Below are 22,418 nucleotides of genomic sequence, written 5' to 3' on the forward strand. Positions count from 1 at the left end.
AATTGCATACTTTTATTTAAAACTCAAGTTTGTATCAAACTTCAAATTATTACTTATTGCATTTAATTTATGATCAAGATCGTGCCGTAATTTAGTACATAATTTAACATCTTCATAAATTGCGTCAGCATACTCATTTATCGGAATTGGAATTTTAACATATTTTTCTAAAAATTCTTTAGATAATTCCGGCTGAACTGCTGTAGAAGATAAATAATAAAACTGTTTCTGCACTAATTCGCTCCTTAAGCTTGACCAAAGTAAGTAAGAATTTCTTTCTGATAAATTAGTAAAAACAAAAAAACCTGTAGAGACAAGGGAGTTATTAATATCATTATTTATTATACATGTTGAATATAAACAACCGATAAGCTTAGGAGTTATAATATCAAATGCTTTAACCGTGATTCTTGCTCTGGTAGGTAAATTTCCTAAATTATTGGATTGACTACTTACTATATCACCTTTTTTATTACAACTTCCAACTTCAATATAGTTAAATATGGTATTAAAATTATTTTGTACATATTTTGCATTGACTGATTTTTGTAAAGTAAATTCTTTACTGGTTTTTATAATAAATTTGTTTTTATCTAACGAATTAATCTTTTTATATATATTTTGCAATTCAGGACTATAGAAAAAGGCATCAAATCTTTTAGAAGACATTTTACTATAATCTATACTAAAAATTTGTAAAGAACATGTTAGTAATTCGCTTTTATTCTGGTTTTCAATTATAATATCAGGTAGAGAAAAGTCTTTGTTGAAATCTAACCACTTACTATAAACTATATTTAAATTATTTCTCTCAGGAGTATCGTTGCCAGAATCATCATGACCTACATTATTACATATTGCCATAAATATTTTGTTTTTACTAATTGACTTATATTCTTTCTTCTCAAGATATATAATACTTGTTTTTATAGTAGTAGAAGCATTGACAAAAGCATTAAATGGTAAAGAAATAACAGCTTTTATATGAAATCTATCTAAAATCCATTCTCTAAATGATGCTTGATTTTTAGCGTTTAATAGCGAATCATCTATAACGGTAATTAATTTTCCTCCGAGTTCTAGTAAATCATAATATCTTTCGATAAATAGAATGTTAGAATTAATACTATTTTTTTTCCCGACTACCGTATAATTTTTTAGAATTCGTGTATCGCTCTTATTAGTATCTTTATCTTTCATTTTATAATTACTTGAAAAAGGAGGATTCGTTAGCACTATTTGAAAAGCCCCATTAATTAAAACTTCTTTTGCATCTTTATATTGTTGTTGTTCTTCATCTGGTAAGGTAGGATCTATAGTTAAATTTTTATCTAAAGCATCTTGTAGCCTAAATATTTTACTACTGCTATCTTTGTGAACATACATATTAATTCTTGCAAGTCGCACAACTTTTTCTTCTTTATCTACTCCAAAAATAAGATTTTCCTTTATATTTTTTACTATTTCTTCGTGTTTAGATTTGGATAAGTTTTTAGGTATATTGTTCATTATGTAAGCAAAAGACTCTATTAAAAATCCCCCACTACCGCAACAAGCATCTAGTATTTTTGTATTCTCATTCGGTCCAGCAAGTTTTACCATAAATTTTATAACGTCCCTTGGAGTAAAATATTGTCCAAGTTCTCGGCCTCTTACTGCTGCTCTTAAAAAAACTTCAAATATTCTTCCATTTAAATCTTCGTCTATATCATTTAAATCAAATTTTTCTAATCGCTTTACCACATATTTTATAGTATCTAAACTTAAATTTAATTCTTCTCCTTTAGTGAAAATTCTTTTTTTACCTTCTTTGATAATCAATATTTCAAGTTCTTCTCTAAAATTATTGAATATTTTTTTTATAGGGTCTTGCTTAGGAAATAAACTTAAATTTTTATCTATATAATTAGTAGAAAAAAATATATCGTCCATTGATATTTCTTGGTTATTCATTAATTTTTTATTAATATATTTATCATTATCCATTTTTAAGCTGAATAACTTGACAAATTCCCAAAAAGCATCTGTCGGCTTCATCCCTTCTTTTTTCCAGATATAATTATTAATTTCAAAAAATACTTTTGAAATTTCACCTTTTGTAGGTTTTATAAACCCTAACTTATTATAAAGAGGATTTTTTAATTTTTGCTCTAATTCTGTAAATAAACTGAAAACTTTTTGTGGTCCTAATATTGATTTTAAATGAGCATAATCTATTTTGCCTATCGCTGTGTCATAAATTGGAGTAACCTCGTCCCAGCCAAAGATTTTGATATATTTCCCATTTGTTAAAACCTTTATTTGACAAGGGTTAATTTTTTTAAAACTTTGATTTAGTTGTAATGCATACCCTGATACTTGATATATAAAATCCTCAAGAATTGCATTAGGAGTTTTAGCTTCTATTACGATAACTGGTTTATCTTCATGAAATATGATATAATCGGGTCTATAACGCTCTTTTTTACTACCTTTCGTTATAACAAGTTTTTGAATACTATCTTTCCTTTTTATAGAATCCTGAGGATAATCAAGAAATTTCAATAACGGTTCAACAATTATATCCTTAACATCTGCCTCATTGTTAATAATCTCAAGGTTCTGCAAAGAAAAGCTTTCCATAATTTTTTACTTGAAAAAACTTATAATACTATTCGTAGTATATGAAAATAAAAACACAAGTCTGATTTTGGTTACTGTATAATATTAAGTGCTTAATTCTTCTAAATATTAACTAAGTTATAAAATCAAAATCCTGGCCGGCTTTAATATATGTTCTAATACGGCTCATGAGATTTTGAAAATATGTTAAATTATGCCATGTCATTAGCATAGAGCCAAGTATTTCACCGATTTTCACTAAGTAATGCAGATAAGCTTTACTATAGTTTTTACAAGCAGGACATAGGCAATCATACTCAAGTGGCTCGTCATCATCAGCATATTTGCTATTGCGGATATTGACCGTACCGTATTTGGTAAAAGCCTGACCGTTACGACCTGAACGAGTCGGGATTACGCAGTCGAACATGTCAATACCTCTACTAACAGCACCAATAATATCTGCAGGTTTACCTACTCCCATTAAATAACACGGCTTATTTTGAGGTAGAAAATTAGGAGTATAATCAAGCACTTTAAACATAAGTTCTTGCCCTTCGCCTACTGCAAGCCCGCCTATAGCATAACCTTCAAAATCAAGCTTTACTAAGTCTTTAGCCGATTGCTCACGTAATTCTTGGTAAACACTACCTTGAATAATGCCGAATTGTGCGTAACCCTCCCTCTTAACAAAAGCCTTTCGTGATCTATCTGCCCATCTAGTCGTTAATTGTACAGAAGTTTTAGCCTCTTCAAAAGTTGCAGGATAAGCCGTACATTCATCAAAAGCCATAGTGATCGTGCTACCAAGTAAATATTGTATTTCGGTAGAACGTTCAGGCGTTAGCATATATTTATCACCGTTAATATGGGAGCTAAAACTTACTCCCTCTTCGGTTATCTTGCATAATTTTGATAACGACATTACCTGAAAACCACCGGAATCGGTTAATATAGGTTTATGCCAGTTCATAAATTTATGCAAACCGCCAAGGCGTGCTATACGCTCACTACTAGGTTGCAGCATTAAATGGTAAGTATTGCCAAGAAGTATATCGGCACCTGTTTCAGCTACCGATTCAGACAGCATGGCTTTAATAGTGCCTCGTGTACCGACCGGCATAAAAGCAGGGGTACGAATTTCACCGTGTGCAGTTGTGATAACACCGCTTCTAGCTTTTTTATGCATCTGATGAATATTAAATGAAAATTTTGACACTAAAATAACTGCTTTTTATTTTAGACAGTATTTTAGCATAAATTAAACCTGATCACCAAGCATATTATAAATTTCTTGCATATATTTATGCTTTAGCCAAATCTCAAGATTACCGATAATATAAAGGTTATAGCTCTACTAATACCAACGTTTAAGACATTTGGCTTTATCGGTCATAACATTTTTTGGCCACAAATCTTGAGGATGTTGCACCATAATAACCGTGTCTGCCTCTTTATCTTAAAAAGCATGATATAGTACCGATATTACTATTAGAAAAATTACTAACTTTATTTTCCAGACTAAGTTTGTATACTTTTTACTTTAACCTAAATTTCATATAAGAACTATAATTTTTATACATGGTTATATTATGTAGATTTGATTTAATCATTGAGTAGAATTATCTTGTTCAAAAAGGAATTTTAATAAGAATCAGATTTCTGTAAAAATCATTTTATTATCAAAAGCAATCTTATTACATATTTCAAACATTGGGTTTTGACATCTTATATGCACCAATAAAAGAAAACCTAAGGTAATATTACCGTATCTTTCTGATACAAAGAATTACGATCTGCTAAGTGTTGTACTGAAACTTCAGAAGACACCCAGGCTGAATAATATACTTTAAGCTTTTGACAAAGCTTACCTATCAATGCTTGAACCTACACACCAAATACTATAACATTTTTTGATTTGTAAATAACTTACTGCATATTGTGGAGGTAGTTTGTCCTGCTTCATCAACAATAAGCTGAGCAAGATTATTATGGCTAAAATGTTTTAACATATTATCAAATGAATGAAAAAAGTTATTGAGACAACCGATACCATAAATAAAAAAGTTTTTGTCACACGGCTTCAGGTTCTATATTACAAAATTTTCCATGCATTATTTCAGAAAATAAACTTAAACTATCCCAAAAATTACAACGATTAGCATTTATAAATATATGATGTAGTTTAGTTGCTTGAATAAATAGAAATATCTAAGTATGAGACTAGAATTAAGTAAACAACTTTTTTGTTTATTAATTTATATTTAAATTATAGTTAAACCGCTGCAACACACATAGCCATACCGCCCACCGATACACAAAGTAACTAAGTCTTTTTTGGCTTTGGCTTCTTCGCAAGTTGTGTATTAGAGTAATAAGTACACGCCTCTGCCGCTTGCCCCGATTCGGATGCCCGATTGCTATTGCTCCCCATTAATATTCTTTATTCATATCCCATTTTATCTAACGATTTACATAAATACTTTGGGCAGCAAATGCCTCATTAACCTCGATCACTTCTAAATCATCGACGCTCCAGCCTACTTTACTTAAAGCTTTTTTCGATGCAGGAACAGGGACAACACCCATAATATTTCACCCCCCGGATGAAGCATAAGAGACAATACAAGCGAGCTGCGTTAAATTATGCTTTTTCAAAGCTTTTTTGGAAAACTACTATAGCATACTGTACCGTCATTGATTAAAGAAGCATTACTAACTGTCACTACACCGTTTTTATCAAAAGCAGGGTGTAATTTTTACTTAGAATTTCAAGGCTGGTATCAGGTCTTACCGTTTCATCATGATCAAACAAACTAGCAGTTTTCTTCATCATTACTTCAATAGGTAGAATTTCATCTTTAAATATTCCTCCTGCCCTAGCTTTCACTGCTTTCTTATAAGAACTTAAAGCAAATTCGTCCTACTCTTGTCTGCTAATATTAAACTACTTCGAGATATTTTCGTTAGTAATCCCCATCAATACTCCTAAAAATACATCTGTTAACCCGTCCTAACATTAAATCAACCATTTTAGTATCACCGAAGTTAACTTCTGCTCTAATATAGCTGCCATACAGTGACATTCTCCTGCATAACGATTTTATTATAGCCTATCATAATTGAGTTTGCAGTAAGTACTACACTTTTAAAACCTGAGCCACATACTTTATTAATCGCATAGAGCCCCGCACTTCTTTCGGTATTCCTTGCATGAATCAGAGTTTGGCTTGCCGGATTCTGTGCCACTACCACCTGTTATTACTGGTCCAAGTATTACTTCATTTACTAAAGCAGGGTCGATTTTGCTGTTTTATATCATATATTTTATTAAATGAGCAGCCAAGCATAGGCGCTAAAATAGTACTAAGGCTACCCATAAACGAACCAAAAGCTGTCCCTTTTGCATGGGTTATATAAACAGGTTTTGTCATGGTATATATTCCTTAAATAACTTATTATTGTTTATCAAATAACTAATATGTCCGCCTTTTACTTCTATCAGCTTAGAATTTTTTAATAATTTTTGCAAAGGTAAAATGTTATAAACCACCCTTAGATATATCCTGACATAAGCCAATTTTCTATTCTAAATACTAATTCTTGCTCCTTATCGTAAGTTATAGAGAAAAATTTATTTAGTATGAAAATAATCAGAAAATAAAAGAAAAAATAAAATTTGAATATGAATTTTAGGAATGTTTCATTATGCATATTGGTAAATTAATTTGTCATCCCGCGACTTGATCACGGGATCGAGTCTTTTTTAATATTTTACTAGATACTGTGATCAAGCCACGGTATGACATTGGTTAAATAAATAATACAACACCCTAAATACTCAGTTTGCATTACTATATTACCAGATTCTAAATTATTTATTACCAAGCTTATATGTTGTTGTATTATGATAGAGGTCAAAATATTCCTGTAGTTTATTAGAATTGAGAGTATCTTAATCTTATATTAAATCCTTGACAAAAGGCTAATTATATTGTATAAGCTCAGCACCTTTAGAATGTAATAACAGTATATAGGCTCTAAAGTTTTAGGGGAAATATCTTTTCATCATAAAATCTTGAAGTGCTTAAGTTTTTTTTTTGTCCTTAGGGATTTATAATGCTAAGTACCTCATCACGATCGTTTAAAAGCAAATTTAGAGCGGCATTTTGGCCTGTGCATAGTTACGAACTTGGAAAGTTTATTCCAATGAGTACCTTAATGTTTTGTATTTTATTTAATCAAAATGTTTTACGAATCTTAAAAGATAGTATTTTAATCTCTGAGATTAGTGCAGAAATAGCAGGTTTTGCCAAAGTGTACTGTGTTACACCTGCTGCTGTTTTATTCGTGATTATTTATGCTAAAACAATTAATCACCTTACTTTTGAAAAGATCTTTTATTATTTAAGTACATTTTTTATCAGCTTTTTTGTTTTATTTGCTTTCGTTATTTATCCTAATATCCATATTTTTCATGTACATCCCGATAATTTAGCTGATTGGATGAAGAGTTATCCTCATTTTAAGTGGTATATATCACTAGTAGGTCATTGGGGTTATATAGTATACTATAGCCTTGCCGAGCTGTGGCCTAATATTTTTTATGTATTATTATTTTGGCAGTTTGCTAATGAACTTACTACTACCGAAGAAGCAAAAAGATTCTATACTCTTTTTTCGTTATTTGGCAACTCTTCTTTAATATTAGTTGGCTTTTTAATGATGAATCTATCATCAGAAGATACTATTATTAAGAAGTTTATGAGTATTTCGGATAGTAAAATCACTTTAGTTCAAGTATCCACAATAATTGTGGCAATTGTTGCTATTATTTGTTGTTTACTAGTCATGTTTATTAGTAAAAATGTTTTTACTAACCCATTATTTTACGCTAAAGCAAAAAGCGGCAGATCAACTTCAGAACGTATGGGATTAATTAAAAGCTTTAAATATATTGCAAAATCAAAATATTTATGGCTTCTTTTAATTTGTTCTGCAACTTTTGGGTTCGCTATTAACTTAGTTGAAGCCGTATGGAAAGCAAAAATTAAGGAGTTATATCCAACCGTAAATACTTACGCTGAATTTAACAGTCTGTATATACTTTGGACAGGTGTTGCAATAATGGTTATGACCATCATCGGTAATAATGTAATGCGTATGCATAATTGGTTTGTAGCGGCAGTAATTTCACCAGTTATAATAATGGTGACCGGCGTTTTGTTCTTTATACTTATAGTATTTGATCAACAAATTTTATCATTATTTGACGGAGCAATTTTAATGTCACCTCTTGCTCTTGCAGTTTCGATTGGCGGTATTCAAAATATTTTAGCTAAAGGTACTAAATATTCTATATGGGATACTTCAAGAGAAATGTTATATATCCCACTTGATGAAGAACTGAAAACTAAAGGCAAAGCTGCTGTTGACGTGATAAGTGCGAAAGTCGGCAAATCCTCTAGCGGTCTTGTACAATCTATTATTTTTACTTTAGTTCCAACCGCTACTTTTACTTCAATCTCACCAATTTTAATGGTAGTGTTTACTTTTGTATGCTTAGCGTGGATTTATGCAGTAAGGAAAATATATTTTGAATATCAAAAAATAGCATAAAATAAATTATTCTCACCCTGTGACTTGATCACGTGGTCCAGTAGAAATACTAAAATTATTAACATTTTAAGTTATTTTCTAGATACTGTGGTCAAGCCACGGTATAACACATAGAATTTTTCATAAATTTTGCTATAATAATGGAACGTTCTAACTCAATATCTAATGGTTTATAATTATTTTGAATAATCAGATAATCATTATTTACTCATCGTAAATGATATAGTAAACAATAATTATAATGTATGGTGAGCTTGCAGTAGTAGGAAGCATGTGCTGTTGGAATTGATGTAGTAGTACGCTTGATACACCTTTGAAATTTGCTATTGCATGCGCTGCAGGAATAATGGAAACATTGACTGCAATTAAAGTAGCAGAAGTCTGTTATATATTGGAATAAATATCTAAGCACAATATAATAATAACATATTTTGCATGAATTTAAAATTAAATTTAACCACTATTCAAAGCATTTTTTAGTCTAATTTTGACTTGTTTTAAAGAACGAGGAGTTGCGTCCGTAACTTCAATTTCAATATTTTCTGAAATATTTATTCTAGTACCGATAGCAGGAACGCTACCAACTCTAGTTAGAACTAATCCACCTATCGTATCAAACTCATCATCATTTTTTAGTTTTTCTCCTATTATTTCTTCAAGCACTTCCACTTCAACACGTGCATTTAAAATAATTGTTGAGTTATTAATAACCTTTAAATTATCACTATCTAATTGCTGATCATGTTCATCATCAATTCGGCCTACTATTTCTTCTATAAGGTCTTCAATAGTAACTAAACCGTCAGTACCACCGTACTCATCAACAACTATTGCGATATGCGTTCTCTCACGACGCATTTTTGTTAGCAAATCTAATAATTTCATAGAAGGAGCTGCAATTATATGCTTACGTATAAGCTTTTTTAAACACCCATTTTGCTTTGTAGCAAATGCTTTAAATAAATCCTTAATATGTATGAATCCTACTACATTATCCAAAGTACCGTCATATATAAGAGTTCGTGCATGAAGAACTTTTAACTTAATAGACTCACTTAATTCTTCTAGATTTGTAGTTAATTTTATTGCCGCAATATCAGAACGGGGTACCATTATATCTGCAATAGTCTTATCTTTTATCTTCAGTAAATTAGCAAAAATATTACACTCATCTAAAGTCATTTTTTGATTATTAATTTTAAGGCGTTTTATGACACCAAAAAAATTATCGGGTGTTTTTGTTTGTCTAAAAAAATTTTTGATTGGAGAGAATAATTTTCGTATAGCAAAAATTAACTTATTATTGTGATTTTTTTTACTAGAATCTTCTTTTTTTGAAGATTTGAACATAAATTTTTTTATTTAGTTAATAAGGGGAAGCAATACCAAAATATGATAATATTTCAATTTCTAGATTTTCCATAATATTTGCTTCTGTATCATTTTGATGATCGAATCCAATTAAATGTAAAATACTATGTATTAAAAGATGAATAAAATGATTTTCAGAAGTTTTTTGTTGCTCATATGACTCATTATATATTACCTCATAACAAAATGCTATATCACCTAAATGCATATAATCATAGCCAATTAACAATTCAAGTTTAGGACTAACATTACTAAAACATAAATCTTGCCAATTTAATTTGTTGCTTGGAAAAGAAAGCACGTTAGTAGCTTTGTCTATATTACGAAATTGTTTGTTTAAGGTCAATATTTCTGCAGTATTTGTGAGTAAAATTGATAATTCAAATTGTTTTATTTTACTAAAATTATCAAATCGCAATAAAACATTTTGAGTTACTTTTTTAATTAATGCTTTATTTATTTGTTTATGCTCACGCCATTTGTCGTAATTTCTTATAATTTCTACATTTATCATTTTCTTATGTTTTAAGCATTGTTGTACGACTCTTTGTCATTCCAGCGCAAGCGTGAATTCGTAAAAATAACCTTAATATAGGTACATATTTGACAAAATAAACATATAAAAATTTGTTTTTATATGTTTTTCCTGGATTTCCGCTTTCACGGGCATGACATCAATTGCCTTTATAATCATACACATATCTCAAGATACCAGTGATTGCCGGTAATTTTGTTTTAATTTTTGAAAATCTTCGTCAGCATGATATGAAGAACGGGTTAACGGACTTGCAGAAACCATTAAAAATCCTTTTGTTCTTGCTACTCGCTCTAGGTATTTAAACTCTTCAGGAGTAACATATTTTGCGACCTCTGCATGATCTTTGGTAGGTTGCAGATACTGCCCGATAGTTAGAAAATCGACCTTTGCTTCTCTTAAATCATCCATAACTTGTATTACTTCGCTTATTTTTTCACCAAGTCCTACCATCATACCAGATTTTGTAAAAATTTCAGAAGATAATTTTTTGATACTATGAAGTAAGCTTAAAGAGTTATAATATCTAGCTCCTGGTCTAATCGTTTTGTATAAAGATGGGACTGTTTCAACATTATGGTTAAAAACATCAGGCTTTGAATGAGCTATTATTTCAGCTGCTCCTTCTTTTCTTAAAAAATCAGGAGTTAGAATCTCAACAGTAGTATTTGGTGATGATTTTCTAATTTCATTAATACACTCCGCAAAGTGTAAAGCTCCACCATCCTCAAGATCATCACGATCAACCGAAGTAATTACTACATGCTTCAGATTTAATTTCTGCACTGCTTCAGCAAGTCTTTGAGGTTCATGTGGATCAAGCAAATCAGGTCTACCTGTTTTGACATTACAAAACCTGCAAGCTCTAGTACAAACCGAACCTAAAATCATCATGGTTGCATGTTTTTTTGACCAGCATTCACCGATATTAGGGCAAGCTGCTTCCTCGCACACTGTATTTAATCTCAGATTTTTTATTAAATCTTTTGTATTATAGTACTCTACAGAATTAGGAGCTTTTACTTTGATCCAATCAGGTCGTTTATTTAAATTAGCCATAGAAAGGAAATAATTTAATTAATTGTGTCACTTCAGTTAATACTTTCTGCTCAGCCTTACTATTATCTTCATTATTTTTGCATCCATCTAAAATATCTGCTATCATATGAGCAACTAATACAAAATCCTTTTCTTTAAACCCTCTAGTAGTGCATGCGGGAGTACCGAGCCTAATGCCTGAAGTAATAAAAGGCGAAGTTTTATCAAACGGAATAGTATTTTTATTGCATGTAATACCTGCTCTATCTAAAGAATTAGCAGCAAGTTTACCTGTGATTCCGTCTTTACGCAAATCCACTAAAACAATATGATTGTCGGTACCACCTGTTAATATATCATATCCTCTTTCTTGTAAGATCCTTGCTAAAGCTTCAGCGTTACTTATAACTTGCTGAATATAACTTTTATATTTAGGCTGTAATGCTTCTTGGAAAGCTACGGCTTTTGCAGCAATGACATGCATTAACGGTCCACCCTGCAATCCCGGAAATAATGCAGAATTTATCTTTTTTCCAATCTCTTCATCATTAGATAAAATTAAACCGCCTCTTGGACCTCGCAATGTTTTATGAGTAGTAGAGGTAACAATATGTGCAAAGGCAAGCGGGCTTTGATGCTCACCTGTGGCAACGAGTCCTGCAATATGAGCAATATCTGCCATGAAATACGCTCCAACTTTATCCGCAATTTCTCTAAATTTTGCAAAATCAATATTACGAGGATAAGCAGAAAAACCTGCTATAAGTAATTTTGGCTTATGTAAATCAGCTAACCTCTCAATTTCATTATAATCAATTAAATAAGTCTCTTTATTTAAGCTATAAGAAACGGCATTAAACCATTTACCGGATATATTAGGGGCTGCACCGTGCGTTAGATGTCCGCCACTATCTAAGGACATACCAAGAATTGTATCTCCAGGCTGTAACAAAGCAAGATACACAGCTTGGTTTGCTTGTGAGCCTGAATGAGGTTGCACATTTGCATATTTGCAATTAAATAATTTCTTTGCTCGCTCTATAGCTAAGTTTTCAGCTTTATCGACTTCCTCACAACCGTTATAGAAACGCTTACTCGGATACCCTTCTGCATATTTATTAGTTAGAATTGACCCTTGAGCTTCAAGAACCGCAGGACTTATGAAATTCTCTGATGCAATAAGCTCGATTACGCTACTTTGACGTATCTTTTCATGCTTTATTATTTCATCAATGTCTTTATCCGTTTCATGTAAATTATTATTAAAAATATTCATTTATCCTCATGTGTTTTTGATTTTGTTGCAGACTACTACTAATTTCATTACCGTAACTCCTATATCATTCCCACATAGGCAGGAATCCAGAAAAAATAATCTTAATACCGGTACAAAAATTGTATATTAATTGACAAAATAAACCTGAAAAAACAAGTTGTTTAATATAGGTTTAACTGAATTTCTGCTTTCGCAGGAATGACATAGGAGTCATGTAACAACGCAGCATTTATTTATAAAATTCAGTGCGATTTCAAGACCCCGCCCGTCTATTGAATGAGCAAGAGAAGTTAATTTATGTCCACTATGATCTATGTGCAACTTAGATAAATAGTTTGCAGCATTATACATTTCACTAACACTAACCACATCGTCAAGCTCCCCATGAATCAAGCATATAGGAGTAAGTTTATTATTAACTTCAGTTGGTGGAATTAATGCCCCTGAAAAACCTATAGTACAGAAAAACGGCTCTTGCTGAATCAGAGTTAAATATAAACCAATCATTGTACCTTGGGAAAAACCGATAATGATAGTATCTTTGTTGGTTAGATTTAGCTCCTCTTGCTTTTGTTTTATTATATCCTCAAGAAGTTTAATATTACTTGCAATCAATCTAGCTATAATATACGGACTGCGATCTTGTAGGCTAAACCATTGCCTACCATATGGTGCCATGTCGTAAGGCTGGATTCCATGTGGTGAAATAAAATGACAATCAGGTAAATCATTTTTAATGTAAGGGACTAACCCTATTAAATCATGGCCGTCCGAACCAACACCATGCAGTAATACTACTAGCTTTTTTGGCGGCTGCTGGGTACTTGTTACTTCAGGGTATTCTAAATATTTGCTCATGTTTTTTCACAAAATTGTCATATCGCGACTTAATCGAGAAATCTAGTTAATAAATATTTGCCGGTGGTCAAGTCACGGGATGACAGTAACACCATTACCTCTTCAATATCTTCTCAAGCGCACCATTATTGTGTAGCTCCGTTACAATATCACACCCACCAACTAATTCCCCGTTAATATATAACTGCGGAAATGTCGGCCAATCACTAAACTTCTTTAAATCTTCACGCAATTCCGGATCAGCAAGCACATTAATATCACGAAATTCTACATCTAATTTATTCAAAATAGCAACTACTTTAGCAGAAAAGCCGCACATTGGCGTTTCCTTAGTACCTTTCATGAACAACACTACTTTATTATTTTTTACTTCACTTTTTATAAATTCAAAATTTTTATTTTCTAGCATTTTAAGACTCAATAATTTATCTTCTAGGTTTTCTGTTGCACGTGTTTATTTACTATTTTAAGATATTTTTTAGCAAAAATTCATAAGATTTATACAGCAAAATATACCTATATTCAAAAAAAATCTTATAATTTTGTAGCAAAAAATAACTAAAATAAAATCTTTTTAGAAATACTTACATTACAGAACCTAAAATACACTTTCTATAGCAAAATATGCAAGTACAAATAGTTAATAAAATTTTTGAGATTTTAAGCAAGAATAATCCAAATCCAAAAACTGAATTAATATATAAGAATAATTTTACCTTATTAGTGGCAGTAATATTATCTGCTCAAGCAACCGATATATCGGTAAATTTAGCAACTAAATCTTTATTTAAAATTTATGATACACCGGAAAAAATTTTAGAACTCGGTGAAGAAGGACTTAAAAAATATATAAAATCTATTGGATTATTTAACATCAAAGGAAAGAATATTATCGCATTATGTAAAATTTTGATAAATGAGTATGATAATTCAGTACCGAATAGCTTTAAAGAGCTAGTTAAACTGCCCGGTGTCGGCAGGAAAACTGCTAATGTTGTACTAAATTGCTTATTTGGTATGCCGACAATGGCAGTTGATACACATGTTTTTAGAGTAGCTAAAAGGATCGGGCTTGCTCAAGGCAGCACTCCTGAAGTAGTAGAAAAAGAGTTGCTGCAAATTCTTAATAAGAAATGGCTAATGCATGCCCATCACTGGCTAATATTACACGGCAGATATATATGTAAAGCTAGAAAACCCGATTGCGATATTTGCCCTGTTAAAAAGTATTGTGAGTATTATCTTAATGCATAATATAAAACTCGAAGATTTGGCAGAAAGAAATAAACCTAAATAAAGTTGCGGTTGCCATTAATATATTTACTGTGCTTTGTTACATGGCTTTAAAAAGCCTTTAATGTCATTCCCGCCCCCGGGGGGGGCGCGGGGGGGGCAGCGCGGGCTGGAATGAAATCGACAACCTAGCAACAAAGCATACAGCTGCTCGCAATGACGTAAGTAAGTGACTCTAATTACTCTCATTCACCAATTTATATATCGCTTTCTTACTATAAATATTTTTGAATTTTTCATAAGCAAGTTCGGTAGTGGTTTTGCTACTTAAATTTCTATTTAAACAAAATTCTATAAATTTTTCTAAATCAACTTCTTGTTTTTCTTTTTTTTCTCGTAAATTTCCTGAAATCAATAATACTATCTCACCTTTTAAAATATTATTTTGATAGAACGCTATTATTTCATCTATATCACCTATTTTTATTCCTTGATACAGTTTAGTTAACTCACGAGCCACACATATTTCTCGGTTTCCTAGTATTTCTTTAGCTACTGATAAAGTGTTTATCAAACGAGGCGCCGTTTCAAAAAAAATCAAAGTAGCCTTAAGATTTACTAGCTCAGAAAAAATCTTTTTTTTACTTTCTATAGTTTTAGGTAAAAAACCGTGAAATAAAAATCGATCGGTAGGGAGAGCCGATAAAGTTAGGGCAGTAATCGGTGCAGATACCCCGGGTATCACGTCTATATGATAGTTAAGCATACGTAAATCTCTACTTAACTTATACCCTGGATCGGAAATTAAAGGAGTTCCTGCATCGGAAATTAAACTTACTATATTACCTTCTTTTATCAGACTTATAATATGTTCCCTATCTTTCTGATCACTATGATCATTATAAATTTGTAATTTTGTATGAATATCATGTTTTGCTAGCAATGTTTGTGATATTCTAGTATCTTCACATAAAATAATATCCGAATTTTTTAAAGTTGATATAGCACGAAGTGTTATATCTTCAAAATTGCCTATCGGTGTTGAAACAATATATAACCCTGGTTTTAAAATCATAATTTTTAAATTTTCAAGTAATATTATGGCTAGTATAAAACATACACTAAGAATTGTTCTATCATTTTTTTGTTTGATATATTTATCGTCATGTCAAACTCCTAAAGAAGACCCTATAAGTTTTCCTAAAAAAGAACAAAAAGAAATTGAGCTTGCAATTTTAATGCCAATTCATGGTCCTGATAGTATTGTAGGTAAACAATATAAAGATCTGATTAAAATGGGGCTTAATGATGGGATAAAATCTTATATACATGTTACGTCTTATGATGGCTCGGACGAAAAAAACGTTTTATCCGCTATGGATAAAATAGTAGCACGTAAAACTAAGATTATTTTAGGTCCTCTATATTCTAACTTTACTTCATTGATAGCTGAAAAAGCAAAAGCTAATGATATTATCATAATAACTATGTCAAATAATCCGGCTCTTGCAGAAGATAAATTATTTGTATTCGGTCATGCACCTTTAAAACAACTGATACGCATCGTTAATTATTACGCAAGTAACGACCATAAAAATTTTATGGCATTATTACCTAAAGGGAAACATTCCCGGAATATTAGTCAAGTAATGCAAAATATATTGATTCAGAAAAATGCATCATTATCACACACTGAATTCTATAATGATAATCCTGAATCTATAGCAAAAGCCGTAAGAAATATTTCAGACAATACCGATATTATAAATGAATGTAACGATACTACAAAACCAGTTATTTATCTATCGGACGATCCAAAAAATTTAAACCTACTTGCTGATATTATTCGTAAATATAATTTAGATAAAAAAGCTATTTTAATCGGTGATAATCGTATTGATATTGATTACCCTGAAAATATTGATATTAGTTTTACCAGTTCTTTAAATTTACTCAATAGCAACGTTCCTGGTAGGGCAAAAGACTTGGGTATTAACCATATGGGTTTCATACATCTTCTTGCTTATGATTTAGGTCGTATGACTGCAAACTATATAGGCAACGAATTTGTGTCTGAAAGATTTTTAAATAGAATCAATAGTAGACAGCCTTATATAGGTTTATCAGGTAATATTCATTTCATCGATGGAGTAGCGCAGAGATGGTATGATATTATTAGGAAAGAGAATGGTGTATATTCTACTGTATCAGGACATTAGAGAGTGTTATTGCATGGCTCTAAAAAAAAGAGTTCAATGTCATTCCCATGAAGGCAAGAATCCAGTAAAACCTATAAAAAATTTGTTGTTTAGGTTTATTGTATCAATATTAAGGTGATTTTACTGGATTCTTGCCTTCATGGGAATGACATTGGGCTTCATGCAACAAAGCTCCGCATACAGCAGGAATGACAATAAAGATTAATTATTTTTTCTATCATTATCGTTGCCGTCATCTTTCATACCGTCTTTAAAAGCTTTAAGACCTTTGGCAAGATCAGACATGACTTGTGGTAGCTTACCAGCACCGAATAATACAAAAATAATTAATAAAACTATTAATAAATGGCTAAAACTCATGCCCATGATATTTTATTGTGTGAGTTAAAATCTTATTATAAGATTTTAACTAAATTTAATCTAGTATATTTTATTTAGAAAAATGTTCACTCAAAAATGGTTCTCGGAATTTTTTGTTACTTTTTTTTATATTGGGAAAATCAAATATTGCCCTGGCACGTTTGGCTCGCTTGCCGCGTTCCCACTAACTTACTTGTTAATATATTTTATTGTCAATAATAAAATAATTCTTCCTTTCTCAAATCTAACACTCGGTGAAGCACAGCTTGTAACTATATTTATTATAAGTTTTAGTATATGTTTGATGTTGTTAATTCTCGGTACTTATTTTACTAGAATATATTTAAATTATACAAATTCAGAAGACCCTAAAGAAGTAGTAATTGATGAAGTAGTAGGACAAATGCTAATTATCGTTTTAGTATTTTTTTCAGCTTTATTTGCTAATGAATCGCATTTAGTAAAATATTTTAGTCCACTAACAATAAATATTATATTACTTTTCATATTACCTTTTTGTCTATTCCGATTTTTTGATATAGTAAAGCCCTGGCCTATTAATTGGTTTGATAAAAATATTAAAGGCAGTATCGGCACTATGCTTGATGATTTGCTAGCTGCAATATTTGCTGCGGTAGCTCAATACGCAATTATATTCGTATTAATAGATATAACATAATATTATTATTGACTAATTTCTAATATAATAATATGATATGGCAATATAAATTTTTAAAGAGATATTTTTCATGTTCGCAGTTATAAAAGCAGGTGGAAAACAATATAAAGTAGACAGAAATAGTGTTATTAAAGTTGAAAAAATTGATGGAGAACTTGGCTCTAAAATTCAGTTTGATCAAATTTTAATGATTGGCGAATATTCAAAGCCTTCTTTTATTGGTACTCCAATAGTTAAAGGGGCTGTCGTTACGGCTGAAATTACTAACCAGCTTAAGGATAATAAAATTATAGTTTTCAAGAAAAAGCGTAGAAAAAATTATCGTCGTAAAGCTGGTCATCGTCAAGAATTGACAGAATTAAAAATATTAGATATTACCAAACAATAATAATAACTTAAAAGGAATGATAAAATGGCAACCAAAAAAGCCGGTGGTAGTTCTAGGAACGGTAGAGACTCGGCAGGTCGCAGACTTGGAGTAAAGCAATCAGATGGACAATATGTAATACCAGGTAATATTATAGTTAGGCAACGCGGCACAAAAATTCATCCTGGAAGGAATGTAGGGCTTGGCAAAGATCATACAATATTTGCTTTGATAGAAGGTAGAGTAGAATTTGTAACTAAGCGAAATCATAAAGTCGTAAACGTTAAAGAAATTGCAAGTGCTTAAAAAAGAATAACACTTTATAATGCTGATATTGTTGCTGTGATAGGCTGCTTGCATAGTGGACCATAAGATATGTTCAGTGTCATCTCGTAGCTTGACCAACGTTGTTGCATGGCTTGTATATCCATGCACGCGTAGACTGGAATCCAGTAAAACCTATAAAAACTTGTTTTTAGGTTTATTTTGTCAATAATGTGTTAAGGTTATTCTCTGGATTCTACCGCCTACACGTGCATGACATTAAGGGTATTTTTTGAGCTATACAATAAAGCTTACAAGTGAACTATGACAACAAAGTTATGGCCTTAATAATTCAAAAATTCGGTGGCACTTCCGTTGCAAATATTGACAGAATAAAAAAAATCGTTCCTATTATAAAAGCTGAAATAGCTAAAAATCACCAAGTAATCGTAGTAGTTTCAGCTATGGCAGGTGTTACTAATAAACTTGTCACATTGTGCAATGAAGTATCAAGCCTGAACAAAACTTCCCAATTTGCAGAATACGATGTAGCACTTTCTAGCGGTGAAATAGTCACTGCTTCATTACTTGCATTAGCTCTTCAAGAAGAAGATATAAAGGCACGCTCATTTCTAGCTTGGCAATTACCGATTCTCACCAATAATAATCATGGTAAAGCTTTAGTGGAATCAATTACTACAGATTTACTAAAAAAATATTTACAGCTAAATACTACCCCTATAATAGCCGGTTTTCAAGGAATTAACAAGTTTAATAGATTATCTACTTTAGGTAGAGGAGGATCTGATACTACTGCTGCCTTAATTGCTACGGCTATGAAAGCCGATAGATGTGATATTTATACTGATGTAGAGGGAATATTTTCTGCTGATCCAAGAATTATTCCAAATGCAAAGAAGATAAAAGAAATAGATTTTTTAGAAATGTTAGCACTAGCATCAAGTGGAGCAAAAATATTACATCCTAGAGCCGTAGAGTTAGTAATGCGATATAAAATAGATATGCGTGTTCTTTCAACATTTTCACCAAATACAGAAGGTACGTTAATTACTTCAAGAGATCAGAATATGGAAAACGGCGTTATTAGCGGTATTACATCTAATAAAAATTTATTAAAAATATCTATAAAGAGCGTTTCGTTAAATTTTCTGCAAATTGCAAATATGATTACGCAAAACAATAATCATATTGAGTTTATGCAAGAGATAAAACATAATGAAGAATATAGTTTTATTACAAATTTAACCGATAAAAGTAATTTACAAACTTTACTTACTAGTTTAAAAAATGATAAGCAAATACAAGATTTTACTTTTGACACCGAAATTGCTACAATCTCCCTTATTGGTTATGGTATTAAAAATGATTGTAAATTACTTGAAACGATATTATCAAAGTTAACAAAAGATAATATAAATGTTAATATGATGCAATTATCAGAAGTTAAAATTACCTTATTAATAAATGATCAAGATACAGAGAAAACAATTTTTAATTTATATAATCTGTTTAAAATATCCTAGGTTCTGCATCTAAAATTTAATTTATATCTTTAAATTATTGTATGTTAAAATTATAAGATTTTGAAAAGACACTGCTCCTATTTCAGAAAAAATCTTATAATTTGTAATACAAAAATTATTATATAGGACCTAAATACTTAATTAAAGAGCTTAAATTTATTATTTTCATTATAATTATCTTCTATTTACTATTTATTAGTTATATATTAATAAATAAGTCTTACAAATCATAAATTCTTATCAGTGCAAAATAAATTATTTTAACTCTCAATTTTGAGGAGTAAATTTTACAGGGAAAAATAATGAGTGAAGATATAAGTTCAAAAGAAAGATTTAATAGAATTAACAATATATCAGAAACAAATAAAGATGATTTAGATTTAAAAAAAATTAGAGATAATTTAGAAAAATTTGTACAAGCTGTGTTAAGAGAAGAAAATATAACTCCATATGAGTTAAGTAGAAGAACAAATACTCATGAAACATTATGGAAAAATTTCTTAGACGGTCGTACACACAAACCTGACACTGGAGCAATTGTAGCTCTTGCAGATTACAAAAATGTTCCACTAGATGAATTGATAGGCAGGGATATAAATCAAGAAAAAAAGATAACCGTAGAAGTAAAACAAACTCCGGAAATATCGGCATCTATAGCTAAACTACCAAAAGACATACTTCAAGAAGCCATGTTGATAGGAGAAAAAACTAGAAGATTTATGCATAAACCAATAACTAAAGAAACAAAACCTTTTACTGAACAAATTAAAAGCTCTAATAAACCAAAAGGAAGGTCTGTCTAAATAAAAAATGTTTTCAATATTGATCCTAATATCAAACCTAAAATTTTACTTGATATTTTAAGATGAAAATAAGTTTATTATTCCTGAAATAGGTAAGTTCTTTCTATTTGATAAAAATAGTTTATAATCTATAAAACGCCTATAGTAAATTATAGCAGGTATGTATTTTCTTTCTTCTTCAATTAAATATTTTTGACGTCTTTTAGAAATACAATCATCTACTATAGCAATATTTTCATCAATTTAATTTTTGGTAAAAATCTTATGCATCTCATCAATTACACTATCTTTCATTTTATATTATTCTCCCTAAAAAATATAGTCATAGAATAAGCAAGTACAGCGGAGATGCAAAGATATAAAATCGGGAATAGATTAAAATCAAATAATTTTATGACATTTGCACAAATATAATTAGCAGTACCAGACATTAACATTGAGCCGATATTATGTCCTAAACTTATAACACGGTAACGTTCTTTAACTACAAAAGACTTAATAACTATACTATGAGCAAGAGCGTTAAAAGGAGCAACCGAGGCAGCTAACATTAAACTAGTTGCAAGCCCTAAATTAGTCATTTGATATTTTACTGCTATCATAAAAAATACACTTGCTATAATAGTACATATAAATGCGGTTTTTAATACCGAATTCACTCCTAAACGGTCGGCAATAAAGCCGGCAATCGGCATGCAAATAGCAAAAGATATTACTATTAAGACTGAAACAGAACTCATAATAATACCGACTGAAGGCAGTACGATCGGTAAATATTGCTTCATAAAAATGATTGCAATTTGATATGTTGCTCCAAAACCTCCAGCTAAGAATATAAGTGGTAAAATATATTTCCATTGCTTTTTAATTATGAAGTTAAGTTTTTCAATAGAATCTTGGCTATCATCTGCTTCTTTAAATTCCGGTGTTTCATGAAATTTCTGACGATAATAAAGAGTGATTAATGCAAGTGGTAAACTTAACAAAAACGGAATACGCCAACCCCATTCCGGAAAAATATGAGAATTAAAGAAATTAGTTGCACCAATCCCACATAATAAACCAACCACCCCTGTACATCTAGTTATAGCTGAAGCAGTAAATCGGTATTTTGCCCCTAAATGTTCAATAACATAAATCACTGCACCGTCATATTCTCCTCCAATAAAAATACCTTGCATGAAGCGACATAAAACTAAAATTACTGTACTCCAAACTCCTATCGAAGAATAATCAGGCAACAAACCGATTATTAAGGTAGGAATTACAATGCCGATAATCGTAAAACTTAACGCTCTCTTTCGACCGTATATATCACCTATGCATCCAAAAATATAAGCACCAATAGGCTTTGATAAATATGCCACCGCATAAACGGCAAAAACATTTACAAGCTTTGTTAATGGATCAGTACCGGCTGAAAAAAATTTATCGGCAACAATTGCCGCTGAGAAACCATATAAACTATAGTCGTAATACTCAATGATAGTGCCTAAAAAAGCACCGAAAACTTTATTGCTTGATTTTGTTTGTTTCATTTTAAAGGTATACTGTGAGTAAACGAAAAGTAGGTAGACGAAGTTTAATTTAGACAAAAGCAAGATGTCCTGAAGCTGATAACTGCAGCGATACATACGTACATACTAGTATG

General features: G+C 30.9%; 19 protein-coding genes and 2 pseudogenes. 8 read left to right on the forward strand and 13 right to left on the reverse strand.

Annotated features, from left to right (window positions below; genetic code table 11):
• Positions 1-12: 12 nt before the first annotated feature.
• From A1E_RS04230 to A1E_RS07530, 4 genes and pseudogenes are all read right to left on the reverse strand, one after another.
• Positions 13-2,622 carry a restriction endonuclease subunit M gene (locus tag A1E_RS04230; protein WP_012149064.1) on the reverse strand — a complete coding sequence of 870 codons (2,610 nt, stop codon included), beginning with the start codon at positions 2,620-2,622 and terminating at the stop codon, positions 13-15.
• A 112-nt stretch (positions 2,623-2,734) separates the two neighbouring features.
• A complete protein-coding gene (gene tgt, locus A1E_RS04235) occupies positions 2,735-3,820 on the reverse strand; it encodes a tRNA guanosine(34) transglycosylase Tgt (RefSeq protein ID WP_012149065.1) in 1,086 nt (361 codons plus the stop codon).
• A gap of 1,045 nt (positions 3,821-4,865) precedes the next feature.
• Positions 4,866-6,035: pseudogene (locus A1E_RS04240) on the reverse strand (acetyl-CoA C-acyltransferase).
• Positions 6,032-6,142: pseudogene (locus A1E_RS07530) on the reverse strand (poly-beta-hydroxybutyrate polymerase); the annotation flags it as partial. The pseudogenes A1E_RS07530 and A1E_RS04240, both read right to left, overlap by 4 nt.
• A gap of 578 nt (positions 6,143-6,720) precedes the next feature.
• On the opposite strand from A1E_RS07530, the gene tlc5 reads away from it, so the two are divergent.
• The gene (gene tlc5, locus A1E_RS04250) at positions 6,721-8,220 is read left to right on the forward strand and encodes a GTP/GDP exchange transporter Tlc5 (protein ID WP_012149067.1); all 1,500 of its coding nucleotides are present in this window, start codon (positions 6,721-6,723) and stop codon (positions 8,218-8,220) included.
• Positions 8,221-8,673: 453 nt separating this feature from the next.
• Here the strand turns inward: tlc5 and tlyC are convergent, their stop codons facing one another.
• From tlyC to grxD, 6 genes are all read right to left on the reverse strand, one after another.
• Positions 8,674-9,570, reverse strand: coding sequence for a hemolysin C (gene tlyC / locus A1E_RS04255; RefSeq protein ID WP_012149068.1), 897 nt, complete (start codon positions 9,568-9,570; stop codon positions 8,674-8,676).
• A 16-nt stretch (positions 9,571-9,586) separates the two neighbouring features.
• Positions 9,587-10,105 (reverse strand): rRNA maturation RNase YbeY, encoded by a 519-nt coding sequence (gene ybeY / locus A1E_RS04260; protein ID WP_012149069.1) that lies wholly within the window; start codon positions 10,103-10,105, stop codon positions 9,587-9,589.
• A gap of 189 nt (positions 10,106-10,294) precedes the next feature.
• Positions 10,295-11,185: a lipoyl synthase gene (lipA, locus tag A1E_RS04265; protein WP_012149070.1), complete on the reverse strand. Its 891-nt coding sequence runs from the start codon at positions 11,183-11,185 to the stop codon at positions 10,295-10,297.
• Positions 11,178-12,440: a serine hydroxymethyltransferase gene (gene glyA / locus A1E_RS04270; protein WP_012149071.1), complete on the reverse strand. Its 1,263-nt coding sequence runs from the start codon at positions 12,438-12,440 to the stop codon at positions 11,178-11,180. Before glyA ends, lipA begins: the two co-directional genes overlap by 8 nt.
• 210 nt (positions 12,441-12,650) lie before the next feature.
• Positions 12,651-13,298 carry an alpha/beta hydrolase family protein gene (locus tag A1E_RS04275; protein ID WP_012149072.1) on the reverse strand — a complete coding sequence of 216 codons (648 nt, stop codon included), beginning with the start codon at positions 13,296-13,298 and terminating at the stop codon, positions 12,651-12,653.
• 94 nt (positions 13,299-13,392) lie between these two features.
• Positions 13,393-13,707, reverse strand: coding sequence for a Grx4 family monothiol glutaredoxin (grxD, locus tag A1E_RS04280; protein WP_012149073.1), 315 nt, complete (start codon positions 13,705-13,707; stop codon positions 13,393-13,395).
• A gap of 215 nt (positions 13,708-13,922) precedes the next feature.
• Here grxD and nth point away from each other — a divergent pair, with 215 nt between their 5' ends.
• Positions 13,923-14,552 carry an endonuclease III gene (gene nth, locus A1E_RS04285; RefSeq protein ID WP_012149074.1) on the forward strand — a complete coding sequence of 210 codons (630 nt, stop codon included), beginning with the start codon at positions 13,923-13,925 and terminating at the stop codon, positions 14,550-14,552.
• A 214-nt stretch (positions 14,553-14,766) separates the two neighbouring features.
• On the opposite strand, the gene rsmI is transcribed toward nth, so the two are convergent.
• Positions 14,767-15,606, reverse strand: coding sequence for a 16S rRNA (cytidine(1402)-2'-O)-methyltransferase (rsmI, locus tag A1E_RS04290; protein ID WP_012149075.1), 840 nt, complete (start codon positions 15,604-15,606; stop codon positions 14,767-14,769).
• Positions 15,607-15,631: 25 nt separating this feature from the next.
• Between rsmI and A1E_RS04295 the strand changes: the two genes are divergently transcribed.
• Complete coding sequence (locus tag A1E_RS04295) at positions 15,632-16,750, forward strand: penicillin-binding protein activator (RefSeq protein ID WP_012149076.1); 1,119 nt, start codon at positions 15,632-15,634, stop codon at positions 16,748-16,750.
• Between the two features lie 201 nt (positions 16,751-16,951).
• Here A1E_RS04295 and tatA read toward each other — a convergent pair whose 3' ends face one another.
• On the reverse strand, positions 16,952-17,116 hold the full coding sequence (tatA, locus tag A1E_RS04300; RefSeq protein ID WP_012149077.1) for a twin-arginine translocase TatA: 165 nt from the start codon (positions 17,114-17,116) through the stop codon (positions 16,952-16,954).
• A gap of 76 nt (positions 17,117-17,192) precedes the next feature.
• On the opposite strand from tatA, the gene A1E_RS04305 reads away from it, so the two are divergent.
• From A1E_RS04305 to A1E_RS04325, 5 genes are all read left to right on the forward strand, one after another.
• The gene (locus A1E_RS04305; RefSeq protein ID WP_012149078.1) at positions 17,193-17,789 is read left to right on the forward strand and encodes a phosphatidylglycerophosphatase A family protein; all 597 of its coding nucleotides are present in this window, start codon (positions 17,193-17,195) and stop codon (positions 17,787-17,789) included.
• A 70-nt stretch (positions 17,790-17,859) separates the two neighbouring features.
• Positions 17,860-18,177, forward strand: a complete 318-nt coding sequence (gene rplU, locus A1E_RS04310) for a 50S ribosomal protein L21 (protein WP_012149079.1) — start codon at positions 17,860-17,862, stop codon at positions 18,175-18,177.
• 24 nt (positions 18,178-18,201) lie between these two features.
• A complete protein-coding gene (gene rpmA / locus A1E_RS04315) occupies positions 18,202-18,462 on the forward strand; it encodes a 50S ribosomal protein L27 (RefSeq protein ID WP_012149080.1) in 261 nt (86 codons plus the stop codon).
• Between the two features lie 296 nt (positions 18,463-18,758).
• A complete protein-coding gene (locus A1E_RS04320; protein ID WP_012149081.1) occupies positions 18,759-19,964 on the forward strand; it encodes an aspartate kinase in 1,206 nt (401 codons plus the stop codon).
• A 302-nt stretch (positions 19,965-20,266) separates the two neighbouring features.
• On the forward strand, positions 20,267-20,767 hold the full coding sequence (locus A1E_RS04325) for a helix-turn-helix domain-containing protein (RefSeq protein WP_012149082.1): 501 nt from the start codon (positions 20,267-20,269) through the stop codon (positions 20,765-20,767).
• A 290-nt stretch (positions 20,768-21,057) separates the two neighbouring features.
• Here the strand turns inward: A1E_RS04325 and A1E_RS04330 are convergent, their stop codons facing one another.
• On the reverse strand, positions 21,058-22,305 hold the full coding sequence (locus A1E_RS04330; protein WP_012149083.1) for an MFS transporter: 1,248 nt from the start codon (positions 22,303-22,305) through the stop codon (positions 21,058-21,060).
• Positions 22,306-22,418: the final 113 nt, after the last annotated feature.

This window comes from Rickettsia canadensis str. McKiel (assembly GCF_000014345.1).
In the GTDB taxonomy this organism is placed as follows: domain Bacteria; phylum Pseudomonadota; class Alphaproteobacteria; order Rickettsiales; family Rickettsiaceae; genus Rickettsia; species Rickettsia canadensis.